This is a genomic window from Phenylobacterium sp., assembly GCF_031425575.1.
Taxonomy (GTDB): domain Bacteria; phylum Pseudomonadota; class Alphaproteobacteria; order Caulobacterales; family Caulobacteraceae; genus Phenylobacterium.
The window spans coordinates 1-19,098 of sequence record NZ_JANPJP010000349.1; the positions used below are offsets into that span (position 1 = coordinate 1).

16 protein-coding genes and 1 tRNA gene are annotated in these 19,098 nt (G+C 68.0%); 5 read left to right on the top strand and 12 right to left on the bottom strand.

Annotated features, from left to right (window positions below):
• Both RMO97_RS19150 and RMO97_RS19155 read left to right on the top strand, forming a co-directional pair.
• The coding region (locus RMO97_RS19150; RefSeq protein WP_310542601.1) for a PA0069 family radical SAM protein at positions 1-960 on the top strand (960 nt) is incomplete at its 5' end.
• A 180-nt stretch (positions 961-1,140) separates the two neighbouring features.
• On the top strand, positions 1,141-2,907 hold the full coding sequence (locus RMO97_RS19155; protein ID WP_310542602.1) for an ATP-binding protein: 1,767 nt from the start codon (positions 1,141-1,143) through the stop codon (positions 2,905-2,907).
• On the opposite strand, the gene RMO97_RS19160 is transcribed toward RMO97_RS19155, so the two are convergent.
• The gene (locus RMO97_RS19160; RefSeq protein ID WP_310542603.1) at positions 2,904-4,184 is read right to left on the bottom strand and encodes a class I SAM-dependent RNA methyltransferase; all 1,281 of its coding nucleotides are present in this window, start codon (positions 4,182-4,184) and stop codon (positions 2,904-2,906) included. The two genes, RMO97_RS19155 and RMO97_RS19160, sit on opposite strands and share 4 nt — an antisense overlap.
• A 167-nt stretch (positions 4,185-4,351) precedes the next feature.
• Here RMO97_RS19160 and RMO97_RS19165 point away from each other — a divergent pair, with 167 nt between their 5' ends.
• Positions 4,352-4,780, top strand: coding sequence for a glycine zipper 2TM domain-containing protein (locus RMO97_RS19165; protein ID WP_310542604.1), 429 nt, complete (start codon positions 4,352-4,354; stop codon positions 4,778-4,780).
• A 46-nt stretch (positions 4,781-4,826) separates the two neighbouring features.
• Positions 4,827-5,492 carry a glycine zipper 2TM domain-containing protein gene (locus RMO97_RS19170; RefSeq protein WP_310542605.1) on the top strand — a complete coding sequence of 222 codons (666 nt, stop codon included), beginning with the start codon at positions 4,827-4,829 and terminating at the stop codon, positions 5,490-5,492.
• A gap of 33 nt (positions 5,493-5,525) precedes the next feature.
• Here the strand turns inward: RMO97_RS19170 and RMO97_RS19175 are convergent, their stop codons facing one another.
• The 6 genes from RMO97_RS19175 to RMO97_RS19200 form a co-directional block, all read right to left on the bottom strand.
• Entirely contained in the window at positions 5,526-6,266 is a 741-nt protein-coding gene (locus tag RMO97_RS19175) for a TlyA family RNA methyltransferase (protein WP_310542606.1), read from the bottom strand.
• Between the two features lie 153 nt (positions 6,267-6,419).
• Positions 6,420-8,180, bottom strand: a complete 1,761-nt coding sequence (locus RMO97_RS19180; RefSeq protein WP_310542607.1) for a class I adenylate-forming enzyme family protein — start codon at positions 8,178-8,180, stop codon at positions 6,420-6,422.
• Between the two features lie 104 nt (positions 8,181-8,284).
• Positions 8,285-10,948: a valine--tRNA ligase gene (locus RMO97_RS19185; protein WP_310542608.1), complete on the bottom strand. Its 2,664-nt coding sequence runs from the start codon at positions 10,946-10,948 to the stop codon at positions 8,285-8,287.
• 131 nt (positions 10,949-11,079) lie between these two features.
• Positions 11,080-11,625 (bottom strand): DUF2497 domain-containing protein, encoded by a 546-nt coding sequence (locus RMO97_RS19190; protein ID WP_310542609.1) that lies wholly within the window; start codon positions 11,623-11,625, stop codon positions 11,080-11,082.
• Positions 11,626-11,841: 216 nt separating this feature from the next.
• Complete coding sequence (locus RMO97_RS19195; RefSeq protein ID WP_310542610.1) at positions 11,842-13,353, bottom strand: TolC family outer membrane protein; 1,512 nt, start codon at positions 13,351-13,353, stop codon at positions 11,842-11,844.
• Between the two features lie 120 nt (positions 13,354-13,473).
• On the bottom strand, positions 13,474-14,046 hold the full coding sequence (locus tag RMO97_RS19200) for a protein-L-isoaspartate O-methyltransferase (RefSeq protein WP_310542625.1): 573 nt from the start codon (positions 14,044-14,046) through the stop codon (positions 13,474-13,476).
• Between the two features lie 149 nt (positions 14,047-14,195).
• Here RMO97_RS19200 and RMO97_RS19205 point away from each other — a divergent pair.
• A tRNA-Cys gene (locus tag RMO97_RS19205) sits at positions 14,196-14,269 on the top strand.
• Positions 14,270-14,291: 22 nt separating this feature from the next.
• Here RMO97_RS19205 and RMO97_RS19210 read toward each other — a convergent pair.
• The 5 genes from RMO97_RS19210 to RMO97_RS19230 form a co-directional block, all read right to left on the bottom strand.
• Positions 14,292-14,675 (bottom strand): cytochrome c, encoded by a 384-nt coding sequence (locus RMO97_RS19210; RefSeq protein WP_310542611.1) that lies wholly within the window; start codon positions 14,673-14,675, stop codon positions 14,292-14,294.
• 15 nt (positions 14,676-14,690) lie between these two features.
• Complete coding sequence (locus RMO97_RS19215; RefSeq protein ID WP_310542612.1) at positions 14,691-16,289, bottom strand: flavin monoamine oxidase family protein; 1,599 nt, start codon at positions 16,287-16,289, stop codon at positions 14,691-14,693.
• 179 nt (positions 16,290-16,468) lie between these two features.
• Positions 16,469-17,299: an enoyl-CoA hydratase/isomerase family protein gene (locus RMO97_RS19220; protein ID WP_304776578.1), complete on the bottom strand. Its 831-nt coding sequence runs from the start codon at positions 17,297-17,299 to the stop codon at positions 16,469-16,471.
• 90 nt (positions 17,300-17,389) lie between these two features.
• A complete protein-coding gene (locus tag RMO97_RS19225) occupies positions 17,390-17,836 on the bottom strand; it encodes a D-Ala-D-Ala carboxypeptidase family metallohydrolase (protein WP_310542613.1) in 447 nt (148 codons plus the stop codon).
• A complete protein-coding gene (locus tag RMO97_RS19230) occupies positions 17,833-18,984 on the bottom strand; it encodes a hypothetical protein (protein WP_310542614.1) in 1,152 nt (383 codons plus the stop codon). Before RMO97_RS19230 ends, RMO97_RS19225 begins: the two co-directional genes overlap by 4 nt.
• Positions 18,985-19,098 lie beyond the last annotated feature (114 nt).

The following is a 19,098-nucleotide window of genomic DNA, read 5'->3' on the forward strand; positions in this document are numbered from 1 at the left end:
CAATTGAAAACCACCCTGACCGCCGAAAAGGCGCGGGTGATCATCTCCAGGAACACCAGCCCGGACGTTGGCTTCAGCCGCTCGATCAACCCCTACCGGGGCTGCGAGCACGGGTGCATCTACTGCTACGCGCGGCCGGCCCACGCCTATATGGGCCTGTCGCCGGGGCTCGATTTCGAGAGCAAGCTGTTCTTCAAGCCGGAGGCGGCCCAGCTCTTGGAGGCCGAGCTGTCCAAGCCCCGCTACCAGCCCATCGCCGTCCACATCGGCGGCAACACCGACCCCTACCAGCCCCAGGAAAAGACCCTCCGCATCACCCGGTCGATCATCGAGGTGATGGGGCGGTTCCAGCACCCCTTCTCCATCATCACCAAGTCGGCCCTGATCCTGCGGGACCTGGACCTGCTGGCGCCCCTGGCGCAGGCTAACCTGGTCCGGGTGGCCATCTCGATCACCACCCTGGACCGCAAGCTCGCCCGCAGCATGGAGCCCCGCGCCGCCACCCCGGAAAAGCGCATCGCCGCCGTCAGGGGCCTGGCCGACGCCGGCGTGCCGGTCATCGTCATGTTCGCCCCCGTCATTCCCGGCCTCAACGATCACGAGATGGAGGTCGTGCTGGAGCGCGCGAGCCAGGCCGGGGCGCGAGGCGCCGGCTATGTCGCCCTGCGCCTGCCGCTGGAGATCAAGGACCTGTTTCGCGAATGGCTCGCCACCGACCACCCCGACCGCGCCAGCCGGGTGATGTCGCTGGTCCGGCAGATGCGTGGCGGCAAGGACTATGACGCCGATTGGGGGACCCGCATGAAGGGCCAGGGGCCGCTGGCCGACCTGATGCGCGTCCGCTTCCAGGCCGCCCGCCGGCGCTACGGCCTGGATTTCTCCTTCGGCGGCCTGGATCTGGAGAAGTTCAAGGTCCCTGCAAAGGCCGGTGACCAAGGCGACCTGTTCGCGGGCGGCTAGATCAGACGATCGCGGCATTGAGAAAGCTGCCGAACTTTTTCAGTCGGTTAATTGAACTGTTGTTAGATGGCCCAGCAAGACGGGGGCAGATGATCGGTCATGGACGGTCCGACGAATAGGTCAGCGACAGCTCTCGCGGCCAACGCGAACGCCTACCAGCTCACGCTTGGCGGCTTGGCCATGCCGATCAAGATCCACCTTGTCTTCAACGCCGTCGCCCTGGCGGCCGTCCTTGTCCTTGGCCATCCGGTAGTCGCCGGCCTCGCCTTCCTGGCCAGCTTCGCCATGGACATCCTCTATCAGCGCACCATCGCCCGCTGGCTGGCCCGCAGCGCACATACTGAGGTCGCGCGTGGCTTCCGCCAGTTGGCCCTGCTGTGCATGGCCCGGGTGTCGACCTATCTTGCCGGCCCCACCATACTGGCCCTCTGGGGTGGGCAGAAGGAGCTGGCCTATCTCGCCATCACGGTCGCCTCCATGGTGGCCGTCGCCTGCGCCAGCGGTTCCCTGTCGCGCGTCGTCTTCTGGTCTTTCGCCGGTCCCGCCGTCCTGGCCCTGACTGGGACCCTGGTGGCGATCTTCCCCCCGGCGGCCTTCGCGGGCCTGATGATCTCAATGGCCTGCCTGATGGTGCTGCTGGTGATGATCTCGGACGGCACCACCCGGGCGGTGACCAGCTGGCAGGAGGCCTACGCCTCGAACCTGGCGATGATCCCGCAACTGGAGGCCGCCCGCGACCACGCCGTGGCCGAGACCCGAGCAGCCGACGAGGCCCGCGAGGTGGCGCGCCAGGCCAATCTCGCCAAGTCGAACTTCCTGGCCACCATGAGCCACGAGATCCGCACCCCCATGAACGGCGTCCTGGGCATGGCCCAGCTGCTGCGGCGCGAGGAGACTGATCCCGTCCAGGCCAGCCGGCTGGAGACCCTCATGGAGAGCGGCGAACACCTGCTGTCGATTCTCAACGACATCCTCGACATGTCGAAGGTCAACGCCGGGCGGCTGGACATCACCCCCGCCCGCGAAAACCTGCCCCTGTTCCTGGACCGCGCGGTGGCCTTCTGGCGCGCGCGGGCGGACGAGAAGTCGGTGGCCCTGCGGCTCGAGGTCGACGAAGACCTGCCCAGCCATGTCTGGATGGACGCGATCCGGGTACGGCAGGTGCTTTTCAACCTGATCGGCAACGCCCTGAAGTTCACCGACGAGGGCGCCGTCACCGTCATGGTCGCAGCCCAGCCCGTCGGCGAGACCGCCGCCCGCATCCATATCTCGGTGATCGACACAGGCCCCGGTATCCCGGAGGAGCACCTGCCCGCCCTCTTCGAGCGGTTCTCCCAGGTGGACGAGTCGGAGGCGCGCAGGTTCGGGGGCACCGGCCTGGGTCTGGCCATCGCCAGCCAGCTCACCGAGCTGATGGGCGGCCGGGTCTGGGTCGAGAGCCAGCTTGGCCAGGGCTCGACTTTCCATGTGGAGGCGATCTTCGACCTGGCCCAGGCGCCGGACTCAGCCCCGCCCGAGCCAGTGACGGAGGACGCCCCGGCAACCGACCTCGACGTGCTGATCGTCGACGACAACTCGGTCAACCTACTGGTATTGAATCAGATTCTCTGCGCCTTCGGACACCGGGTGGAGAAGGCCGCCAGCGGCCAGGCCGCCCTGGACCTGCTCGCGTCGCGTCCTTTCGACCTGATCCTGATGGACATCCAGATGCCCGGCATGACCGGCGTCCAAGCCCTGCAACGTCTGCGCGCCAGCCCCGGCCCCAACCAGGCTGTCCCGGTGATTGCGTTAACCGCCGACGTCACCTCCGGCGGGCGGACGCACTATCTGGAACTCGGCTTCACCGAGCACACCGCCAAGCCTATTCAAATCCCCGACCTGATGTCCGCAATCTCCCGGGCCTTGGCCGACACCGAACGCGAGCGGCTGATCTCCCAAACAGGTTAGCGCGTAAACACCCCCACCAGCTCTACATGGGCCGACCACAGGAACTGGTCCACCGGCAGGACGCGATCCAGGCTGAAGCCCGCGTCGATCAGCGCGCGCGCGTCGCGGGCGAAGGTCGCCGGGTTGCAGGATACGCCGATCACCTTTGCCACCTTGGAGGCCGCGATCTCGGCGGTCTGTTCCAGGGCGCCGGCGCGGGGCGGGTCGAAGAGCACGGTGTCGATCTTCTTGAACTCAACCGCCAGAACTGGACGCCGGGCCAGGTCCCGGGTCTCAGCGGTGACCCCCTTCAGTCCCGGCGCCGTCGCGATGGCTGAGGTCAGGGCCCTGATGGCGGGCGCATGGCCGTCGGCGGCGTAGACCGGGGCGACCTGGGCCAGGCGGAAGGTGAAGGTCCCCACGCCGCAATAGAGGTCGGCGATCCGCTCGGCGCCGGCCACCTGCTCGACCGCGAAGGTCGCCATGATCGCCTCGGCGGCGGGCACGGCCTGCAAGAAGGCTCCAGCCGGCAAGGCGACCACCGCCGGTCCCACCCGGATCAGGGGCTGGCGCGCGCCGTACTGCACCTCCCCGTCCATGGTCACGCGGGCGAAGCCGGCCTCCGCCGCGATCTGGCCCAGTTGCATGCGGGCGTCGGCGCTGAGGCCGCCGCTCTTGCGCTCCACGCCCGTGATCTCGATGTCGAGGCCCTCGGTGGTCAGGGTCACATGCAGGGTCGGGGCGGACTTGGGATGCTGCAGCAAGGGCGCGGCCAGGCGGCGCAAGTCCGGCAGGGCCGCCTCCAGCCGCGGGTCGGCGATCGGGCAGACGGCGATGTCGATGACATCCCAGGACTTGCGGGTCTTGTAGCCCAGCCGGGCCTCGCCACGCTTGCCAGGACGCGCGTGCAGGGCCAGGCGCCGGCGCGACGCCGGGGGCGCAGCGAAAGGCGCGAGGATCTCGGTTTCGATGTGCTGCAGGCCGAGCGTCTTTCGCAGGCGCTCGACCTTCCAGGCGAGATAGGCGGCGTGCTCCCAGTGCTGCAGGGCGCAGCCGCCGCACACGCCGAAGTGCGGACACGGCGGGGTTACGCGTTGGGGGCTGGCCACGAGGACCGCGTCCAGGTCCCGCCGCTCGCCGGCCCCGGTCGCCCGCACGGTCTCACCCGGCAGGGTGAAGGGCACGTAGATGGGCCCAGGCGCCACGCCGTCCCCCTCGCCGCCGATGGACTCGATGACCACTTCAACGGGCGGACCCGAAGGCTTGGGGGGCTCGGGACGGCGGTTGGAACTTCGCATGGTCGGGATCATTTACGGTTTGGAGGCGCATGGTAGCTTCACCATTCACGCCCCGGAGTCGGGAAGAACGTTTCTGGGTCTGTTCAAGACCCGTTCAGGTTCGATCCGTCAAACCTCATCTCCGAAAGCGGGGCCTCGGCGCCGCTGGAGCCTGCGAAGGAAAGACTATGAAGCGTACATTCGCCATCGCCGCCGCCACCGCCGTCCTGATGACGGGCATGGCGGTTCCCCAATTCGCCGCGGCCCAGGCGAACCGGTCCTATGGCACCGGCGACATCTGCCGCGATGCTCGCCGTGAGTCCGGACATAAGGGCGCGGTCGTCGGCGGTGTGCTGGGCGCAGTGCTCGGCTCGCAGGTCGCCGGCAAGGGCGCGAAGACCGAAGGCGCCGTACTCGGCGGCGTCGTGGGCGCCGCCGCCGGCAACCAGGTCGGCCGCAATCGCATCAACTGCAAGGGCTATCCCAAGCGCGTGGCCCAATCCAGCTACAGCCGCAACAACTGCCAGTGGGTCAGCGAGTACTATGGCGGTCGCGATCACAATTTCGAAGTTTGCCGTGGGCGCGATGGCGTCTGGCGGCCCAGCGGCCGCTCGTAAGGCCGCCTGACCCATTCACCCGATAGTCCCGAAGGGGAGAGTTTCCATGACCAAGATTTTCGCCAAGACCGCCCTGGCCGGCGCCGCCGGTATCATGGCGCTCAGCGCCGCCGCCGCGATCCCGAGCTTCGCCTCCGCCCAGTCGGGCTACTACGGCCAGAGTTATGACAACGGCTACTATGATCCCTGCCGCCGTTCCTCTTCTAACCGCAGCACGACCGGCGGCCTGATCGGCGCGCTGGCTGGCGCCGCCATCGGCTCCAACGTCGCGGCCCGCAACGCCCGGACCGAGGGCGCCGTGCTCGGCGGCCTGGTGGGCGCCGTCGCCGGCTCTAAGATCGGCAAGGACTCCGCCGCCTGCACGTCTAGCCGCCAGAGCGGCTACTACGGCGGCAGCCAGTATGGCTCCAACGGGTACTACGGCGGCGATGGCGCCCAGTACGGCTCAAACAGCTACTATGGCGGTGGCGGTGGCTACTACGGCGGCAACTATGGCGGTGGCTACGCCGATCGCACCTACGACCGGTCCAGCTACTACGACCGGGCCTATGACCGCCGGGGCAACAGCTATGCCGTCTCGACCCAGGGCAGCGTCGGCGCGGACGGCTGCACCCTGGCCGAAAGCCCGATCTATCTGCCGGACGGCCAGGTCCAGAAGCGTTTCGTCCGGGTCTGCCGCGACAACCAGGGCCGCTATCAGGTCGTCGACTAAGACCTTTTCCTGAGACTTGAGGAAGCCGCCCGGTCAGTCCGGGCGGCTTTTTCGTGCGCGCAGCAGATACTCGGCGGCGCCGTCGCCCCCCAGGATCGGGCTGTCGGCCGTCGCCAGCACCGTCCAGCCTGAGGCGGCCAGGAAGCTGGTGACGTCGGCCAGGGCTCGGGCCCGAGCCTCAGGGTCGCGAACCAGCCCGCCCTTCCCCACCAGGCCGGGCCCCACTTCGAACTGGGGCTTCACCAGGGCGACGAGCTCCGCGTCGGGGGCGGCAAGCCCGAGGGCGGCCGGCAGCACCTTGGCCAGACCGATGAAGCTCGCGTCACAGACCACCAGGTTGGGCGGTTTGGGGATCAGCGTGGCCGTCAGGGCGCGCGCATCCAGGCCTTCAAGGGCTGTGACCCGCGGGTCGCCGGCGAGCCGCGGGTGCAACTGGCCCCGGCCCACATCAACGGCATAGACGCACGATGCGCCCCGTTTCAGGCAGACCTCGGTGAACCCGCCCGTGGAGGCTCCCACGTCCAGCACCACGGCGCCGGTGACCGCCACGGGCCAGAGATCCAGGGCGTGGACAAGCTTCAGAGCGCCTCGTCCCACATAGGGGTGGGCCGCCTCAGCCTGCAGGTCGCAGGACTCGTCGAGCGCTTCGGAGGCCTTGGCCACCACCCTGCCGTCGGCGGTGACCCCGCCGGCCGCGATAGCCGCCTGGGCCTTGGCGCGGCTCTCTACGAGCCCGCGTGAGACCAGCAGCAGGTCGGCGCGGACCTTGGCCACTACAAAACTCCGCTCACCCCGGCGAAGACCGGGGCGCAGATCATAGGGCTCCGGAATCCGGAGGAGGTCACTCGATCCTCTGCGTGCACATCAGGCGCTCACGACCTGGGTCCCGGCCTTCGCCGGGATGAGCGGTTGAGAGCACATGCCAAGTCAGGCCGTCGCCGCGTCCTGTTCGAACAGCTTTTTCAGCTCGTTCTTGAGGATCTTGCCGTTGGCGTTGCGCGGCAGGGTTTCGTGCCAGAACTTCACCTTCACCGGGACCTTGAAGGCGGCCAGGTGCTCGGCCACGTGGGCGCGCAGTTCGGCCTCCGTCGCGGTCGCGCCCGGCTTCAGGGTGACCACGGCGCCCGGCTCTTCGCCCAGGGTCCGGTGAACAATGCCGACGACGGCGGCGTCCATCACCGCGGGGTGGTCATAGAGGACGTTCTCCACCTCGATGCAGTAGATGTTCTCGCCGCCACGGATCAGCATGTCCTTGGCCCGGTCGATGATGAAGCAGAAGCCCTCCTCGTCCACGCGGGCCAGGTCGCCGGTGCGCACCCAGCCGTCGACGAAGGTCTGGGCGGTGGCCTCGGGCTTGTTCCAGTAGCCCTTCACGATCTGCGGGCCGTTGGCCCAGAGTTCGCCCACAGCGTTGGGCGGCAGCACCGTAACGCCATCGGCGGGGTCGCGGATCTGCAGCTCGCTGACCGGCACGGCGGGACCGCAGCTGTCGGGGCGGTTGGCGTAGTCCTCGGCCCCGTGGGTGGTGACGGTGGCGCAGGTCTCGGTCATGCCCCAGCCGTTGCCGGCCGCCGACTTGGGGAAGGTCTCCTTGATCTTCCGCACCAGTTCCGGCGCGGACGGCGCGCCGCCATAGGCCACGCTTTCCAGGGACGACAGGTCGTACTTCTCCCGCAGGGGATGCTCGATGAGCTGCCAGGCGATGGTGGGCACGCCGCCGGCCGACTGGATCTTCTCGCGCTGGATCAGCTCGAAGGCGCGGATCACGTCCCACTTGTGCATCATCACCAGCTTGGCGCCGCCGATCAGCGACGGGTTCAGCACGGCGAAGCAGCCGGTGGCGTGGAAGAAGGGCACCGAGATCAGCGACGACCGCTGCGGCGCGTCGGGGTCAGGCGCGGGCGGCGCCTCGCCCCGGCGCAGGAAGGCCCGCGCGCCCGAGGCCGCGCCCGCCATGATGTTGGAATTGACCGCGCGATGGGTGGCCAGCGCCCCCTTGGGCTTACCCGTCGTGCCGGAGGTGTAGAAGATGGTGGCGTCGTCGTCGGTGTCGATCTCCGCGGGCGGAATCGCCTGGTCGGGCAGCTTGCCCCAGTCGTTCGCGCCGCCGATCACGGCCTCCAGCTTGGTCACCTGCGGGTGGGCGACCTCGTCGATCTCGCGGCTGACATAGATGCGCTTCAGCTCGGGACAGTTGGGCAGGTGCTCGGCCAGGCGGCCATAGCTGCCGGTGTCCAGGATGGCGATCTTCGAGCCGGAGTCGGTCAGGCCGTATTCCAGCTCGGGTCCGGTCCACCAGGCGTTCAGCGGCGTGACGATCGCCCCCAGCGAAGCGGCGGCATAGAAGGCCACCGGCCATTCCGGCAGGTTTCGCATGATGATGGCCACCCGGTCGCCCTTCGTCAGGCCCTGGCCCTGGAGCTCGACCGCGAACCTGGCGACCGCCCGGTAGAAGGCCTCGTATGTGACCCGCTCTTCCTCATAGACCAGGATCACCTTCTCGCCGTGGGCGCGACCCGCCTCGACAACCGAGCGGAGGGTCGGCGGCAGGTTCTTCCAGGTCTTGGTCTTGATCCCCCGGATCATCAGCTCCTCGACCTCCGCGGCCGATCCCGGCGCGGTGATCAGGGCGTTGGCGTCGGCGATGGACATGGCGGGCCAACCGGCCGGCAGGGCGTCCTGGGTCATGTGCTTTCTCCACTAGGTGCGCAGCTTGCCGCCGCGTCGTCGTGGGTGAACAAGCATAACCTAGGAGCCGACGCAAACACCCGTTGGGAGAACGCCGGTCCCGCTCAGGCGACGGCTTCCAGCCTCGCCAGCGCGCCTTCCAGCTTGATCTTGGCGGCCTCGGATTCGGCGAGGCGTTCGCGGTTCTCCTCCACCACCTCCTCCTTGGCGTTCGCGACGAAGGACGGATTGCCGAGTTTCTTCATCACGTGGGCGATGTCGCTGGCGTGGGTGGCGATCTCCTTGGCCAGGCGCGCCTTCTCGACGGCCAGGTCGATGAACTCGGCCACTGGCAGGGCGAAGGTGACCCCCTGGACCACGAAGGGGATCGCCCCCTGCGGCGCGGTCTCGGCGATCTGGACGCCGGACGCCCGCAGCAGCTGGGCGACGATCGGGCCATTGGCCTCCAGCACGGCGCGCTGGGCGGCGGAGGCCTCCAGCACCAGCAGCGGCGGACGGGCCGATCCCGGCACGTTCAGCTCTGCCCGCACCGAGCGACCCTCGGTGATGGCGGCCACGATCAGGCCGATCTCGGCCTCGGACTTCGGGTCCAGCAGGCTGGCCGGCAGGTCCGGCCATTGGGCGGAGATCAGCATGCCGTCGGCGCGCGGCGCGCCCAGGTCGGCGGTCTGCGACCAGAGCTCCTCGGTGAGGAAGGGCATGATCGGGTGCAGCAGCTTCAGGATCACGTCTAGAGCCCAGGCGGCGGTCCCTTGCGTCTCGGCCTTGGCGGCGGCGTCCTCGCCCTTCAGCAGGGGCTTGGCGAGTTCGACGTACCAGTCGCAATAGGTGTTCCAGATGAACCGGTACAGCGCATTGGCCGCCCCATCGAACCCGCAGGCGGCGATGGCCTCGGTGACCGCCTGGGCGGTCTTCTGCGTCTCGCCGACGATCCAGCGGTTCAGCGGATTGGTCACCGCCGCCGGGTCGAAGCCTTCGGCGCGGACACAGCCATTGAACTGGCAGAAATTGGCGGCGTTCCAGAGCTTGGTGCCGAAATTCCGATAGCCCTCAATGCGTTGGGTCGAGAGCTTGATGTCCCGGCCCTGGCCCGACATGGCGGTCAGAGTGAAGCGCAGGGGGTCGGCCCCGTACTGGTCCACGAGGTCCAGGGGGTCCATGACATTGCCCTTGGATTTGGACATCTTGGCGCCCGAGGCGTCGCGGACAAGGGCGTTGAAGAACACCCGCTTGAAGGGGACCTGGCCGGTGAAATGAATGCCCAGCATCATCATCCGGGCGACCCAGTAGAAGATGATGTCGAAGCCCGTCACCAGGGTGTTCGTGGGGTAGAAGCGCGCCAGGTCGGAGGTCTCCTCCGGCCAGCCCAGGGTGGAGAACGGCCAGAGCCCCGAGGAGAACCAGGTGTCGAGGACGTCCTCGTCCTGGCGCAGGGGCTCGTCGCGGCCGTAGAACTCGCGCGCGGCGGCGCGGGCCATCTCCTCGGTCTCCTCGACGAAGATCTTGCCCTCCGGCCCGTACCAGGCCGGAATGCGGTGGCCCCACCAGAGCTGGCGCGAGACGCACCACGGCTCGATGTTGCGCATCCACTCGTAGTAGGTCTTCTCCCAGGTCTTGGGTTCGAGAACCGTGCGCCCATCCTCCACCGCCTTGATGGCGGGGCCGGCCAGGGTCTTGGCGTCGACGTACCACTGGTCGGTCAGGTAGGGCTCGACAACAACGCCGGATCGATCCCCGTGCGGGACGGCGTGGCGGGTCTTCTCCACCTCCCGCAACAGGCCCAGTTCGTCGAAGGCGGCGATCACCTTCTTGCGGGCGTCGAAGCGATCCAGGCCCTGATAGTCGCGCGGGCCGTTCTCATTGATCTTGGCGTCGGGCGTGAAGATGTTGATCTGCGGCAGGTTGTTGCGCTTGCCGACCTGGAAGTCGTTGAAATCGTGGGCGGGCGTGATCTTGACCGCGCCGGAGCCCTTTTCGGGATCGGCGTACTCATCGGCGATGATCGGGATCGGCCGGTTCACGATGGGCAGGCGCACGGCGCGGCCGATCAGGTGCTTGTAGCGCTCGTCGGTGGGGTGCACGGCGACGGCGGTGTCCCCCAGCATGGTCTCGGGCCGGGTGGTGGCCACGACGATCTCGCCCGAGCCATCCTCCAGCGGATAGGCGAAATGCCAAAAGTGACCATCCACCTCCTTCTGCTCGACCTCCAGGTCGGAGATGGCGGTCTGCAGGGCCGGGTCCCAGTTCACCAGCCGATTGTCGCGGTATATCAGCTTCTGTTTGTGCAGGGTCACGAACACCTTGCGCACGGCGGCCGACAGGCCCTCGTCCAGGGTGAAGCGCTCCCGGCTCCAGTCGCAGGAGGCGCCCAGGCGCCGCAGTTGGTTGGTGATGGTCCCGCCGCTTTCGGCCTTCCATTCCCAGACCTTGGCGACGAAGTCCTCGCGGCCCATGTCGCGGCGGCTCTGGTTGCCGGCGGCGGCCAGCTGGCGCTCCACCACCATCTGGGTGGCGATGCCCGCGTGGTCGGTGCCGGGCAGCCACAGGGCCGCCTTGCCGCGCATCCGCTCGAAGCGGATCAGCACGTCCTGCAGGGTGTTATTCAGCGCATGCCCGATGTGCAGCGACCCCGTCACATTGGGCGGCGGGATCACGATGGAAAAGGGCTCAGCCGCCGGATCTGGAATCGGGGCGAACGCGCCGGAGCTCTCCCACTTGGCGTAGAGACGGGGTTCGGCGGTTTTCGGGTCGAAGGTTTTTTCAAGCATGCTGGTTGCGGTGCATATACGCCCGCTCATCCCCGCGAAAGCGGGGACCCAGGTGTTTTATCGTAGAGCGCGGCCGCCAGCCGGAAAAAGCCTGGGTCCCCGCTTTCGCGGGGAAGAGCGGATGGGGAGCTTTATACTCGGCCGCCGCGCGCGATGCGCTCGACTTCCGACTGGACGGTATCCTGAACGATGCGCGGCAGGTTGTCGTCCAGCCACTGCTTGAGCAGCGGACGGAGCAGTTCGCGCACCACGTCTTCCAGGGTGCGGCCATCTCGGGGCATCAGGATCTGCGACGATAGAGCGCCGAAGGCCGCGGCGGCGGCGGCGGCGGCGGGATCGCCCACTAGGCCCGCGCCGGGGCCCACGTCCGGGGCGTCATCGGCCCAGGCGGTCGGCTCAGGCGGCGGCGGCGTATAGGCGGGCTCGGGGTCCGGCTCGGGCGCGGCGGCGGCGTAGACGTCGATGTCGCCGTGGGTCTCGACCTTCTCAGTCAATTCCAGAACGCCGTCGTCATCGTCCTCGGGCGGGATCGGGATCTCTTCCTGCGGGGCCGCTTCGGCCACCGGCTCATCGGCGGGGGCAGCCTCTCCGGCCGGCGCGTCATCCTCCGAGATGATGCGGCGGATGGAGGCGAGGATCTCCTCCATTGTCGGTTCTTGAGAGGTCTGATCAGACATTTTGAGCCGTCGCTGGAGCGAAGAGAGAATCCATCAGCGCCAGCCTAGAGCGCGTCAGGGTTAAGTGGAACCCAGTTAGCCCGAGCGCCGCGCTCAAAACCAAGAATTTGGAGGCCTTCAGGCGCGACGGTGCGATCCTGCAATTTCCACCAAGCTGCGCAAGGGCGGATTCGCCCGGCAGGCGAAAGGTCGCGCCTCCGCACGACCCGTTGCGGCCTATCGGGCGGCCGACGCCGGTTTCGGGGCGGGCTTCTCCACGGGCTGGGGAACGAACACCGAATCGACGATCGCGATGGGCTCCTCCCAAGGCACCCAGCCCCAGGTGATCCGCAGCTTGCCGAAGTTCGACTTGGGATCGTAGTGCGGCAGGTTGGGAGCGAGGCGGTTGGCTTCCAGGTGGCCCATCTGGGCGAGCACGCTGGCGGCGGCGACATATTCGTCGTGCCTGGCGCTGACCTGGGCCAGTTCGGCGGCGCGCAGCTCCGACTCGGCGTTCAGGACGTCGAGAGTGGTGCGCAGGCCGACCTGCTGCTCCTGGCGGGTGCCTTCGGCGGCGATGCGCGCGGCGCGCACCTGGGTGTCGGAAGAGCCGATATTGGCGCGGGCGGCGGTGAGCTGGCTCCAGGCCTGGGTCAGGTTCTGCAGCACGGCCCGGCGCGCCGTCTCGACCCCGATGCGGTCGACATTGTTGCGCTCGATGGTCTGGCGCACGCGGGAATTGGTCAGGCCGCCGCTGAACAGCGGCAGGGTGACGGTCGCCCCGCCCGTGACGTTGCGGGAATAGAGATCACTGTCGAAGGGCTCGGCGCCGCCCACGTAGCCCAGTCGGGCGGTCAGCGAGACCGAAGGCATGCGCTCGGCCCGGGCGCCGGCGATGCGCGCCTTGCTGGCCTGCTCGGTGTACTGGGCGGCGCGAATCTGGGCGTTGTCCACCTGGGCGGTGTCGAAGGCCTGGTCCACCGTGGACGGCAGCAGCGAGGCCAGCGACGGCTCGGGCGCCAGGTCGCTCGGGCTCTGGCCCACGACGGCGACATAGTTGGCGCGGCTGATGGCCAGCTGGGCCTGGGCGGACTGGAACAGCGACTGGGCGGCCGACAGGCGGGACTCCGACTGGGCGACATCGGTGCGGGTGATCTCGCCGACGTCGAAACGGGCCTTGGATTCCTCCAGCTGCCGCTCCAGCACGCGAACATTTTCCTGCCGGATCCGGACAGTTTCCTGGTCGCGGCGAGTGCCCACATAGGCGGTGATGACCGAGCCCAGCACCTGGGTCTCGACCCGACGCAGGTTCTCGCGGCCCGTCAGGATGTCGGCCTCGGCCGCGGAGACCGCGGCGGCGACGCGGCCGCCGGTGTAGAGGGGCTGGTTCAGGGACAAGGCGGCGCTGCCGGAGTTCGACTCCTGGATGCCCGCGCCTCGGGCGTCGGCGATACCATCACCATTGGTGTCGATGGTGAAGCCCCGCGCGGCGGCGGGGGTGCGGGTTTCCTGATAGGTCGCGCCGGCGGTGACGCTCAGCGAGGGCCGGTAGCCGGCCCGAGCCTGAACGTAGTTCTCGTCCAGGGCGCGCTGGCTGGCCCGCTGAGCCTGCAGGGTGGGGTTGGAGTCGTAGGCAAGCGCGATCGCGTCGGCCAGGGTTTCGGCGGCGGCGGGACCTGCGGCGGCGCCGCAGATGAAGGCCGCGCTGCAGACCGCGGCGAGTAAACCTCCGCGACGGCTATTCAACATGCTTAACCCCGAAATCGGCGAAAGAGATCGGGACCTATATGACCGCCGAATTGAGAGTACGCCAGAGGGCGCCACCTTAAGCTTTTTTCACACCAAGGTTTCGCGGGTGTTTCAGGGCGCTCAGAAGGCGAAACCGTGTTGCGCTTCAAAGCCGGCAAGCAGCGGCGGCGTGGCGTCGAACACGGTGCGTCGGCCGATCTCGTCATCGGCCCGGATATAGAGCGCGGCCTTGCCCACCGGTCCCTCACGCTCCACCACCGCCAGGCGACCGCCGGGGGCCAGAGCCTTCAGCCAGGCCTCGGGCGCGCGGGTCACCGCGCCCTCCACCACGATCAGGTCGTAGTTGGCGCCTGGGACAGTGGTCAGGTCGCCATCGTCCAGGCGCTCCACCAGCACGCCCATGTCCTCGAGCACCGCGGCCGCATAGGGGGCCGCGATGGCCAGGGCCTTCTCGCCGGTCACGGGCTTGGCCATCTGCAGCAGCTTGGCCACATCGCGGGGCTTTAGCAGGGCGCGACCGGGCGCATACTCCACCGGCACGTCGGCATAGGCGAGGTACCGCTTGCCGGCCGGGACAAAGTCCTCGCGCGGGATGACGCGCATAGCGTCGTGGATGCGGATGTCAGTGACGTCGCTGGGACGCACCTGGCTCTCCACCATGTTCGAACGAGCTGCGGCGAGATCGGCCATGATTCCCCAAACCGGAAACGTCAAGTTGCGCGCTTATAGGTCCGCCCTTAACCCGAACGCAATGCGACCCTGCGACAGACGTTGCCCGAGGCGGGCGGTTCTGTTAGCCATCCGCCCTTCCAAACTTCCGGCGTGTTCAAGACGTCGGCGGCGGCCTGATGGCGGAGTGGTTACGCAGCGGACTGCAAATCCGTGCACCCCGGTTCGATTCCGGGTCAGGCCTCCAAACTTTCCCGAAAATAGCGAGACTAGTGCGCCAGGGCGGGCTTGACCGTGGGCCCCTTGGCGCCGACGCGCAGCGCGGTGACCTGGGCCGGCTGCACGGGCTTGCCCTTATTGCCCCAGGTCATGCGGGCATAGGTCAGCACCTTGGCGATCTCCAGGTCGGTTAGCTCCGTGGAGAAGGCCGGCATGCCGCCCCGCCCCTTCAGGACCCGGATGATCGGCTCCTTCGGATCACCCTGGACCATCTTGCTGGCGGCCAGGGCGGGGAAGGCGCCATCGATGCCCTTGCCCGTGGGCTGATGGCAGGCCGCGCAGTTGTCGAGATAGAGCTCCTTGCCGTCGGCCGCGTAGGCCGACGCCGCGCACAGGCCAAGGGCCGCCGCCAGCAGGGGAATCGTAAGACGCATCAACAGGAACTCCAGTCAGGCCGCTTGGGCGCGTTTGTGCAGCTTGGCGATCTGCTGCCACGCGCTTTCGATCCCGCCGGCTTGCCAGCCCGTCAGATAGGACAGGTGCTCGCCCGCGAGATAGAGGCGACCGTCGGGTTCGCAGAGGATGGGATAGGCGTCCCTGCGGGATTCCTCGTTCCACTCGGCCCAGCCGCCGAGATTGTGCTCGATCCGATGCCAGGCGGCGCTGAACGAGGTCTCCACATTGTCGGCGTACTCCGGGAAGGCGACCTTGCCGCCCTGGGCCGCGAACTCCTGGCGGTCCTTGACGCTGAGGGCGCTGACCTTGGCCGCCGACGCGCCGAAATTGTAGTAGCCCTGCAGCACGCCCTTCTGGCTCTGGAATCCGGTCGACGGCAGGGTGATCGTGTTGATTTCCGGGTTGTCGGTATAGACATGGCCCCCGTAGATTCCGTGCTTCTCCTCCCAGAACCGGGTCTTCATCTGCAGGCCGATCTTGCCCACCAGGGCATAGGAAACCCCCCCGATCGCCTCCTTGAACTTCGCCGACACGCCGATGTCCATCTGGCGCAGAACCGACAGCGGGATGGTGCAGATGCAGTAGTCGGCCTTCAGGGTCTCGGTCTTGCCGCCCGGGCCCGCGACGGTGACCTCCACGCCCTTGTCGTTCTGGCGGTACTTCTTCACCACGGTGGAATAGCGGATCAACTTGCCGATCTGGCGCTCGAAGCCCTTGGCGATCTGGTCCATGCCGCCCACCGGCTGGAACATGGTGCGTTGCTGCTCGTAGCCGGCCACCGATGTCAGCACGCGCCAGGCGTTGGACTGCATCACGTCGGTGAGAGCATTGGGCGTGGACATCTTGCCGGGACCGGGATCGAGGCCGGCGCCTGGGTCGACGTCAAAGCCGCGACCGTCCGTGCCCCTGTAGGCCAGGTCGGCGTTCAGGTAGCCCTCGTGGGTCAGGTAGGCGAGGAACTTCTCCCGGTCCTCGGCGGTCATCTGCTGGTCGAGCGCGCCCTGCCTGACCTGCTTGGCTAGGATCTCGGCGGCGGACCCGCGGGTGTCCGCGGCGATCTGGCCCTTGCGGATCGCTTTGCCGGCCAGGGGGCCCTTGCCCTTGGCGAAGGCGACATAGGAGGCGTCATTGTCGTTGACGAAGACCTCCAGCGGCACGTTGAACAGCTTGGTGTAATGCAGGGTCGAGTGGTGGTGGTACGGGATCCGCCACGGGCCGTGGTTGATGTACAGCCCATCGTCGAAGTCGCACTCTTGAGCCTCGCCCCCCAGCTCGGTCAGCTTGAAACCCTTGCGCGCGGTCTGGCAGCGGCCGCCGGCGAAGTCGCGGGCCTCGATGACCATGACCTCGTAGCCCGCCTTGGACAGTTCATAGGCGCTGGCCATGCCCGCGACGCCCGCGCCCAGGACGATCACCTTCTTGCCCTTGCCGCCCTCCCCCAGCGCCGGGGGGCTGGCGTTGGCCGAGGCGATGCCGAACCCGAGCGCGCTCATGCCGGCCATCAGCAGGGCCGAACCGCCCATGCCGCCGAGGCTCTCCAGGAAGCTGCGGCGCGAGACGCCGCCGCTACTGTTCATCAGGTCCCGAGTCATCACCTATCCCCACGCACAACGACTTGGGGCGCAAGGGAGCGGCAGGGGGCCGGGGAGACAATCGCCATTCTGACATTCCCCATGTGACAGGTGGAAATGGGTCCGACCGTGCCTAATGCCTGGGCGGCGGACATTGGTTTTGGGCGCCGGGCGAATAGCGGCGCGGCGAAGCGCCGTCTCTAGCGACCGTGGAAGTCGGCCGGCCGCTTTTCCAGGAAGGAGGTCATCCCCTCCCGGAAGTCCTGAGTCCGGATCAGCTGCAGGAACTGCAGGTAGACGTGGTGGACGTGGTCGTTGAACGTCTCGTTCAGCCCCATGCGCATCAACCGCTTGGCAGACTGAACCGCGAGCGGCGCGTTGGCGGCGATCTCGTCGGCCAGCTTCCGCGCCTCCGTCATCAGATCGGCGTCCGGCACGACGTGGGTCGCCAGGCCCATCTCCAGGCTCTCGTCGGCGGTGAGGGTCCGGCCGGTGAAGATCAGCTCGGCGGCTTTGGACCAGCCGATCAGGCGCGGCAGGAACCAGGTGCCCCCCGACTCTGGAACGATGCCGCGCTTGACGAAGGCGGCGGCCAGCTTGGCGCCCTGGGCCATCATGCGGATGTCGCAACCGAGCGCGGTGTCCAGGCCGTAGCCGGCGGCCGAGCCGTTCAGGGCGCAGATGGTGGGCTTGTTCATGTTGAAGATCACCGTGGGCGGGGCGGTCTTCAGGTCCAGGTCCACGGAGATGTTGCTGACCTGAGATTCCGAGCCGATCCCCGAGCCGCTGGTGGCGCTGACCAGGTCCAGGCCGGCGCAGAACGCCCTGCCCGTCCCGGTCAGGATGACGCAGCGGACCTCCGGGTCGGCGTCGGCCTGCAGCAGCAGCTTGGACAGCAGCGACAGCATGGGGCCGGAGATGGTGTTCAACCGCTCGGGCCGGTTCAGGGTGATGGTGGCGACGCCGCCCGCGACCTCATAGAGCACCTCGGCCGACTGGTCGGCGCGCGCCTGGGTGAGTGTCTCACTCATGGCCATCTCCCACTTGTCAGTTTTTTCGTTGGACCCAGCTAAGGACCGTTGCCGGTCCGATGCAAGGCCTATGGCGCGGGCAGGATGCCGTTATGGCGCGGGCAGGATGCCGTTCAGGTAGCCCCGCTTGGCGCTGAAGATCGACAGCGGCATCTTGCGCCTGCGCGGATCGAAGGAGATGTGGGTCCAGCGGCCGTACTCGTGGATCAGCTGGTCGAAGACGATCCCTGACCCGGCGATCGCCTTGCACACGTCATAAGGCGAGCCGAAGCCGTCGCAGCGGAAGTCCACGGCGTAGCCGAAACAGTGGGCGCTGCTCTTGGCGCCGCCCACTGCCTTGTTCAACGCCGCCCCGCGGTAGCCGCTGGAGACCTTGATCGGCTTGCCCAGCAGGTCGCGCACCGCCTCCATGGCCTGGGCTGTGGTGGTCAGCCTGACCAGGTCGGCGGTGGGCGGCAGGTTGCTGAGCTTCAGGCGTACGGCGGTGTCGGAATGGGTCAGCTCCGCCAGGGAGAAGTGTGGGCTGAGCTGCGTCATTTGCCCCTCCCGTGGGGGTCGGCGCTACTCTCGGGCTTGGGGCCGGTGTTGCGGACGTTCACCAGCTTGTTCAGCAGGTCGAACCAGAAGGGCGCGCCTAGCATCCCGGCCAGGGCGGTGATCAGCCAGCCGGGCAGACAGGCCGGAACCTGCAGCAGGAACCAGACCGTCCAGTCCCACCCGTCCGGCTGGACCGCCGGTTTGGCGGCCGCGAAGTCCGTCCGCGCCTTGGCCAGGTCCGACGCCCATCCCACCGGGGCGTTGGCCAGCAGGTCGCTGCGCGCCGTCTCGAAGGCCGCCTGCTTCTGTCTGACCTGCAGTAGCGGGTCGGGCGCCGCATCGGCGGCGGCGGCGGCCTCAGCCTTCGCCTTGGCGTCCTCGGCCACATAGGTCTGGGCCTGCCGCACCATGGTCTCGCGCAGGTCGCGGTCCTGGTACAGGCGGGTGACGAGGGTCACGGAGTTGACGTTGAAACAGACGGCCACGACCAGGCCCATCAGGAAGGTGACGAGCTGGGTGTAGCGTTTGTACTGGCCGCTCAGCCGGTCCATCGCGGTGTCGTACCAGCGCTCGACGCCGGCCTTGAACTCGTCCCAATCGCCTTCCGCCTCATTGGCGGCGGTGACCAGGGCGTCCCGCAGCTTGCCGGGCGGCAGGGCGTCGATCGCCTGCTCCACCTGGGCCCAGGCCTTGCCCGACGCGCCGGCCTGCAGGGTCGCGATCAGAGCCGAGGCGAAGCTCTGGGCCGGCACATAGGAGGGCCGGCTCTTGTCTCCGCCGCCCACCAGGGGGTGATTATAGACGTCGGTGTAGCGCAGCTCGAAATAGGGGCCGAGGTCGCCGGACACCCGCTCGGTGGCGGCCTCCAGTTCCTCTGGCGTCAGGGTTTCCTCGGGCGGAGCCTCGCGCGCCTTGGGATCGGCGTCCACCGACGGCCGCCAGCCCAGGCCCGAGAGCCAGCGGGCGATGACCGATCGGTCCGCAGCGCCCGCCGGGTCCTGCAACAGCTGCACGAAGGCCTGCTCCAGCCGCGCGGCCCGCAGCTTAAACCAGCCCGCCGCCGCCTCCAGCAGGGTCGACAGCAACAGGGCGAACAGCAGGTAGATGAAGACCAGGCCGATGGCGACGTCGAGGACAGGGCCCAACATCAGCCGGCCCTCCGCTCGTCACGGCTTTCGCGTGCGCGCATGGTCCCCCCAGAACATCGCCTGGGGGGAGCTTAACCATTCAACCGCAGGTGTCGCAACCCGGCCGCACGCTCG

Bases quoted from the DNA above. Each gene is read 5' to 3' on its own strand.
- RMO97_RS19155 (WP_310542602.1), top strand. From the start codon at position 1,141: ATGCCGATCAAGATCCACCTTGTCTTCAACGCCGTCGCCCTGGCGGCC.
- RMO97_RS19160 (WP_310542603.1), bottom strand. From the start codon at position 4,184: ATGCGAAGTTCCAACCGCCGTCCCGAGCCCCCCAAGCCTTCGGGTCCG.
- RMO97_RS19165 (WP_310542604.1), top strand. From the start codon at position 4,352: ATGAAGCGTACATTCGCCATCGCCGCCGCCACCGCCGTCCTGATGACG.
- RMO97_RS19170 (WP_310542605.1), top strand. From the start codon at position 4,827: ATGACCAAGATTTTCGCCAAGACCGCCCTGGCCGGCGCCGCCGGTATC.
- RMO97_RS19180 (WP_310542607.1), bottom strand. From the start codon at position 8,180: ATGACCCAGGACGCCCTGCCGGCCGGTTGGCCCGCCATGTCCATCGCC.
- RMO97_RS19185 (WP_310542608.1), bottom strand. From the start codon at position 10,948: ATGCTTGAAAAAACCTTCGACCCGAAAACCGCCGAACCCCGTCTCTAC.
- RMO97_RS19190 (WP_310542609.1), bottom strand. From the start codon at position 11,625: ATGTCTGATCAGACCTCTCAAGAACCGACAATGGAGGAGATCCTCGCC.
- RMO97_RS19195 (WP_310542610.1), bottom strand. From the start codon at position 13,353: ATGTTGAATAGCCGTCGCGGAGGTTTACTCGCCGCGGTCTGCAGCGCG.
- RMO97_RS19210 (WP_310542611.1), bottom strand. From the start codon at position 14,675: ATGCGTCTTACGATTCCCCTGCTGGCGGCGGCCCTTGGCCTGTGCGCG.
- RMO97_RS19215 (WP_310542612.1), bottom strand. From the start codon at position 16,289: ATGACTCGGGACCTGATGAACAGTAGCGGCGGCGTCTCGCGCCGCAGC.
- RMO97_RS19220 (WP_304776578.1), bottom strand. From the start codon at position 17,299: ATGAGTGAGACACTCACCCAGGCGCGCGCCGACCAGTCGGCCGAGGTG.
- RMO97_RS19225 (WP_310542613.1), bottom strand. From the start codon at position 17,836: ATGACGCAGCTCAGCCCACACTTCTCCCTGGCGGAGCTGACCCATTCC.
- RMO97_RS19230 (WP_310542614.1), bottom strand. From the start codon at position 18,984: ATGTTGGGCCCTGTCCTCGACGTCGCCATCGGCCTGGTCTTCATCTAC.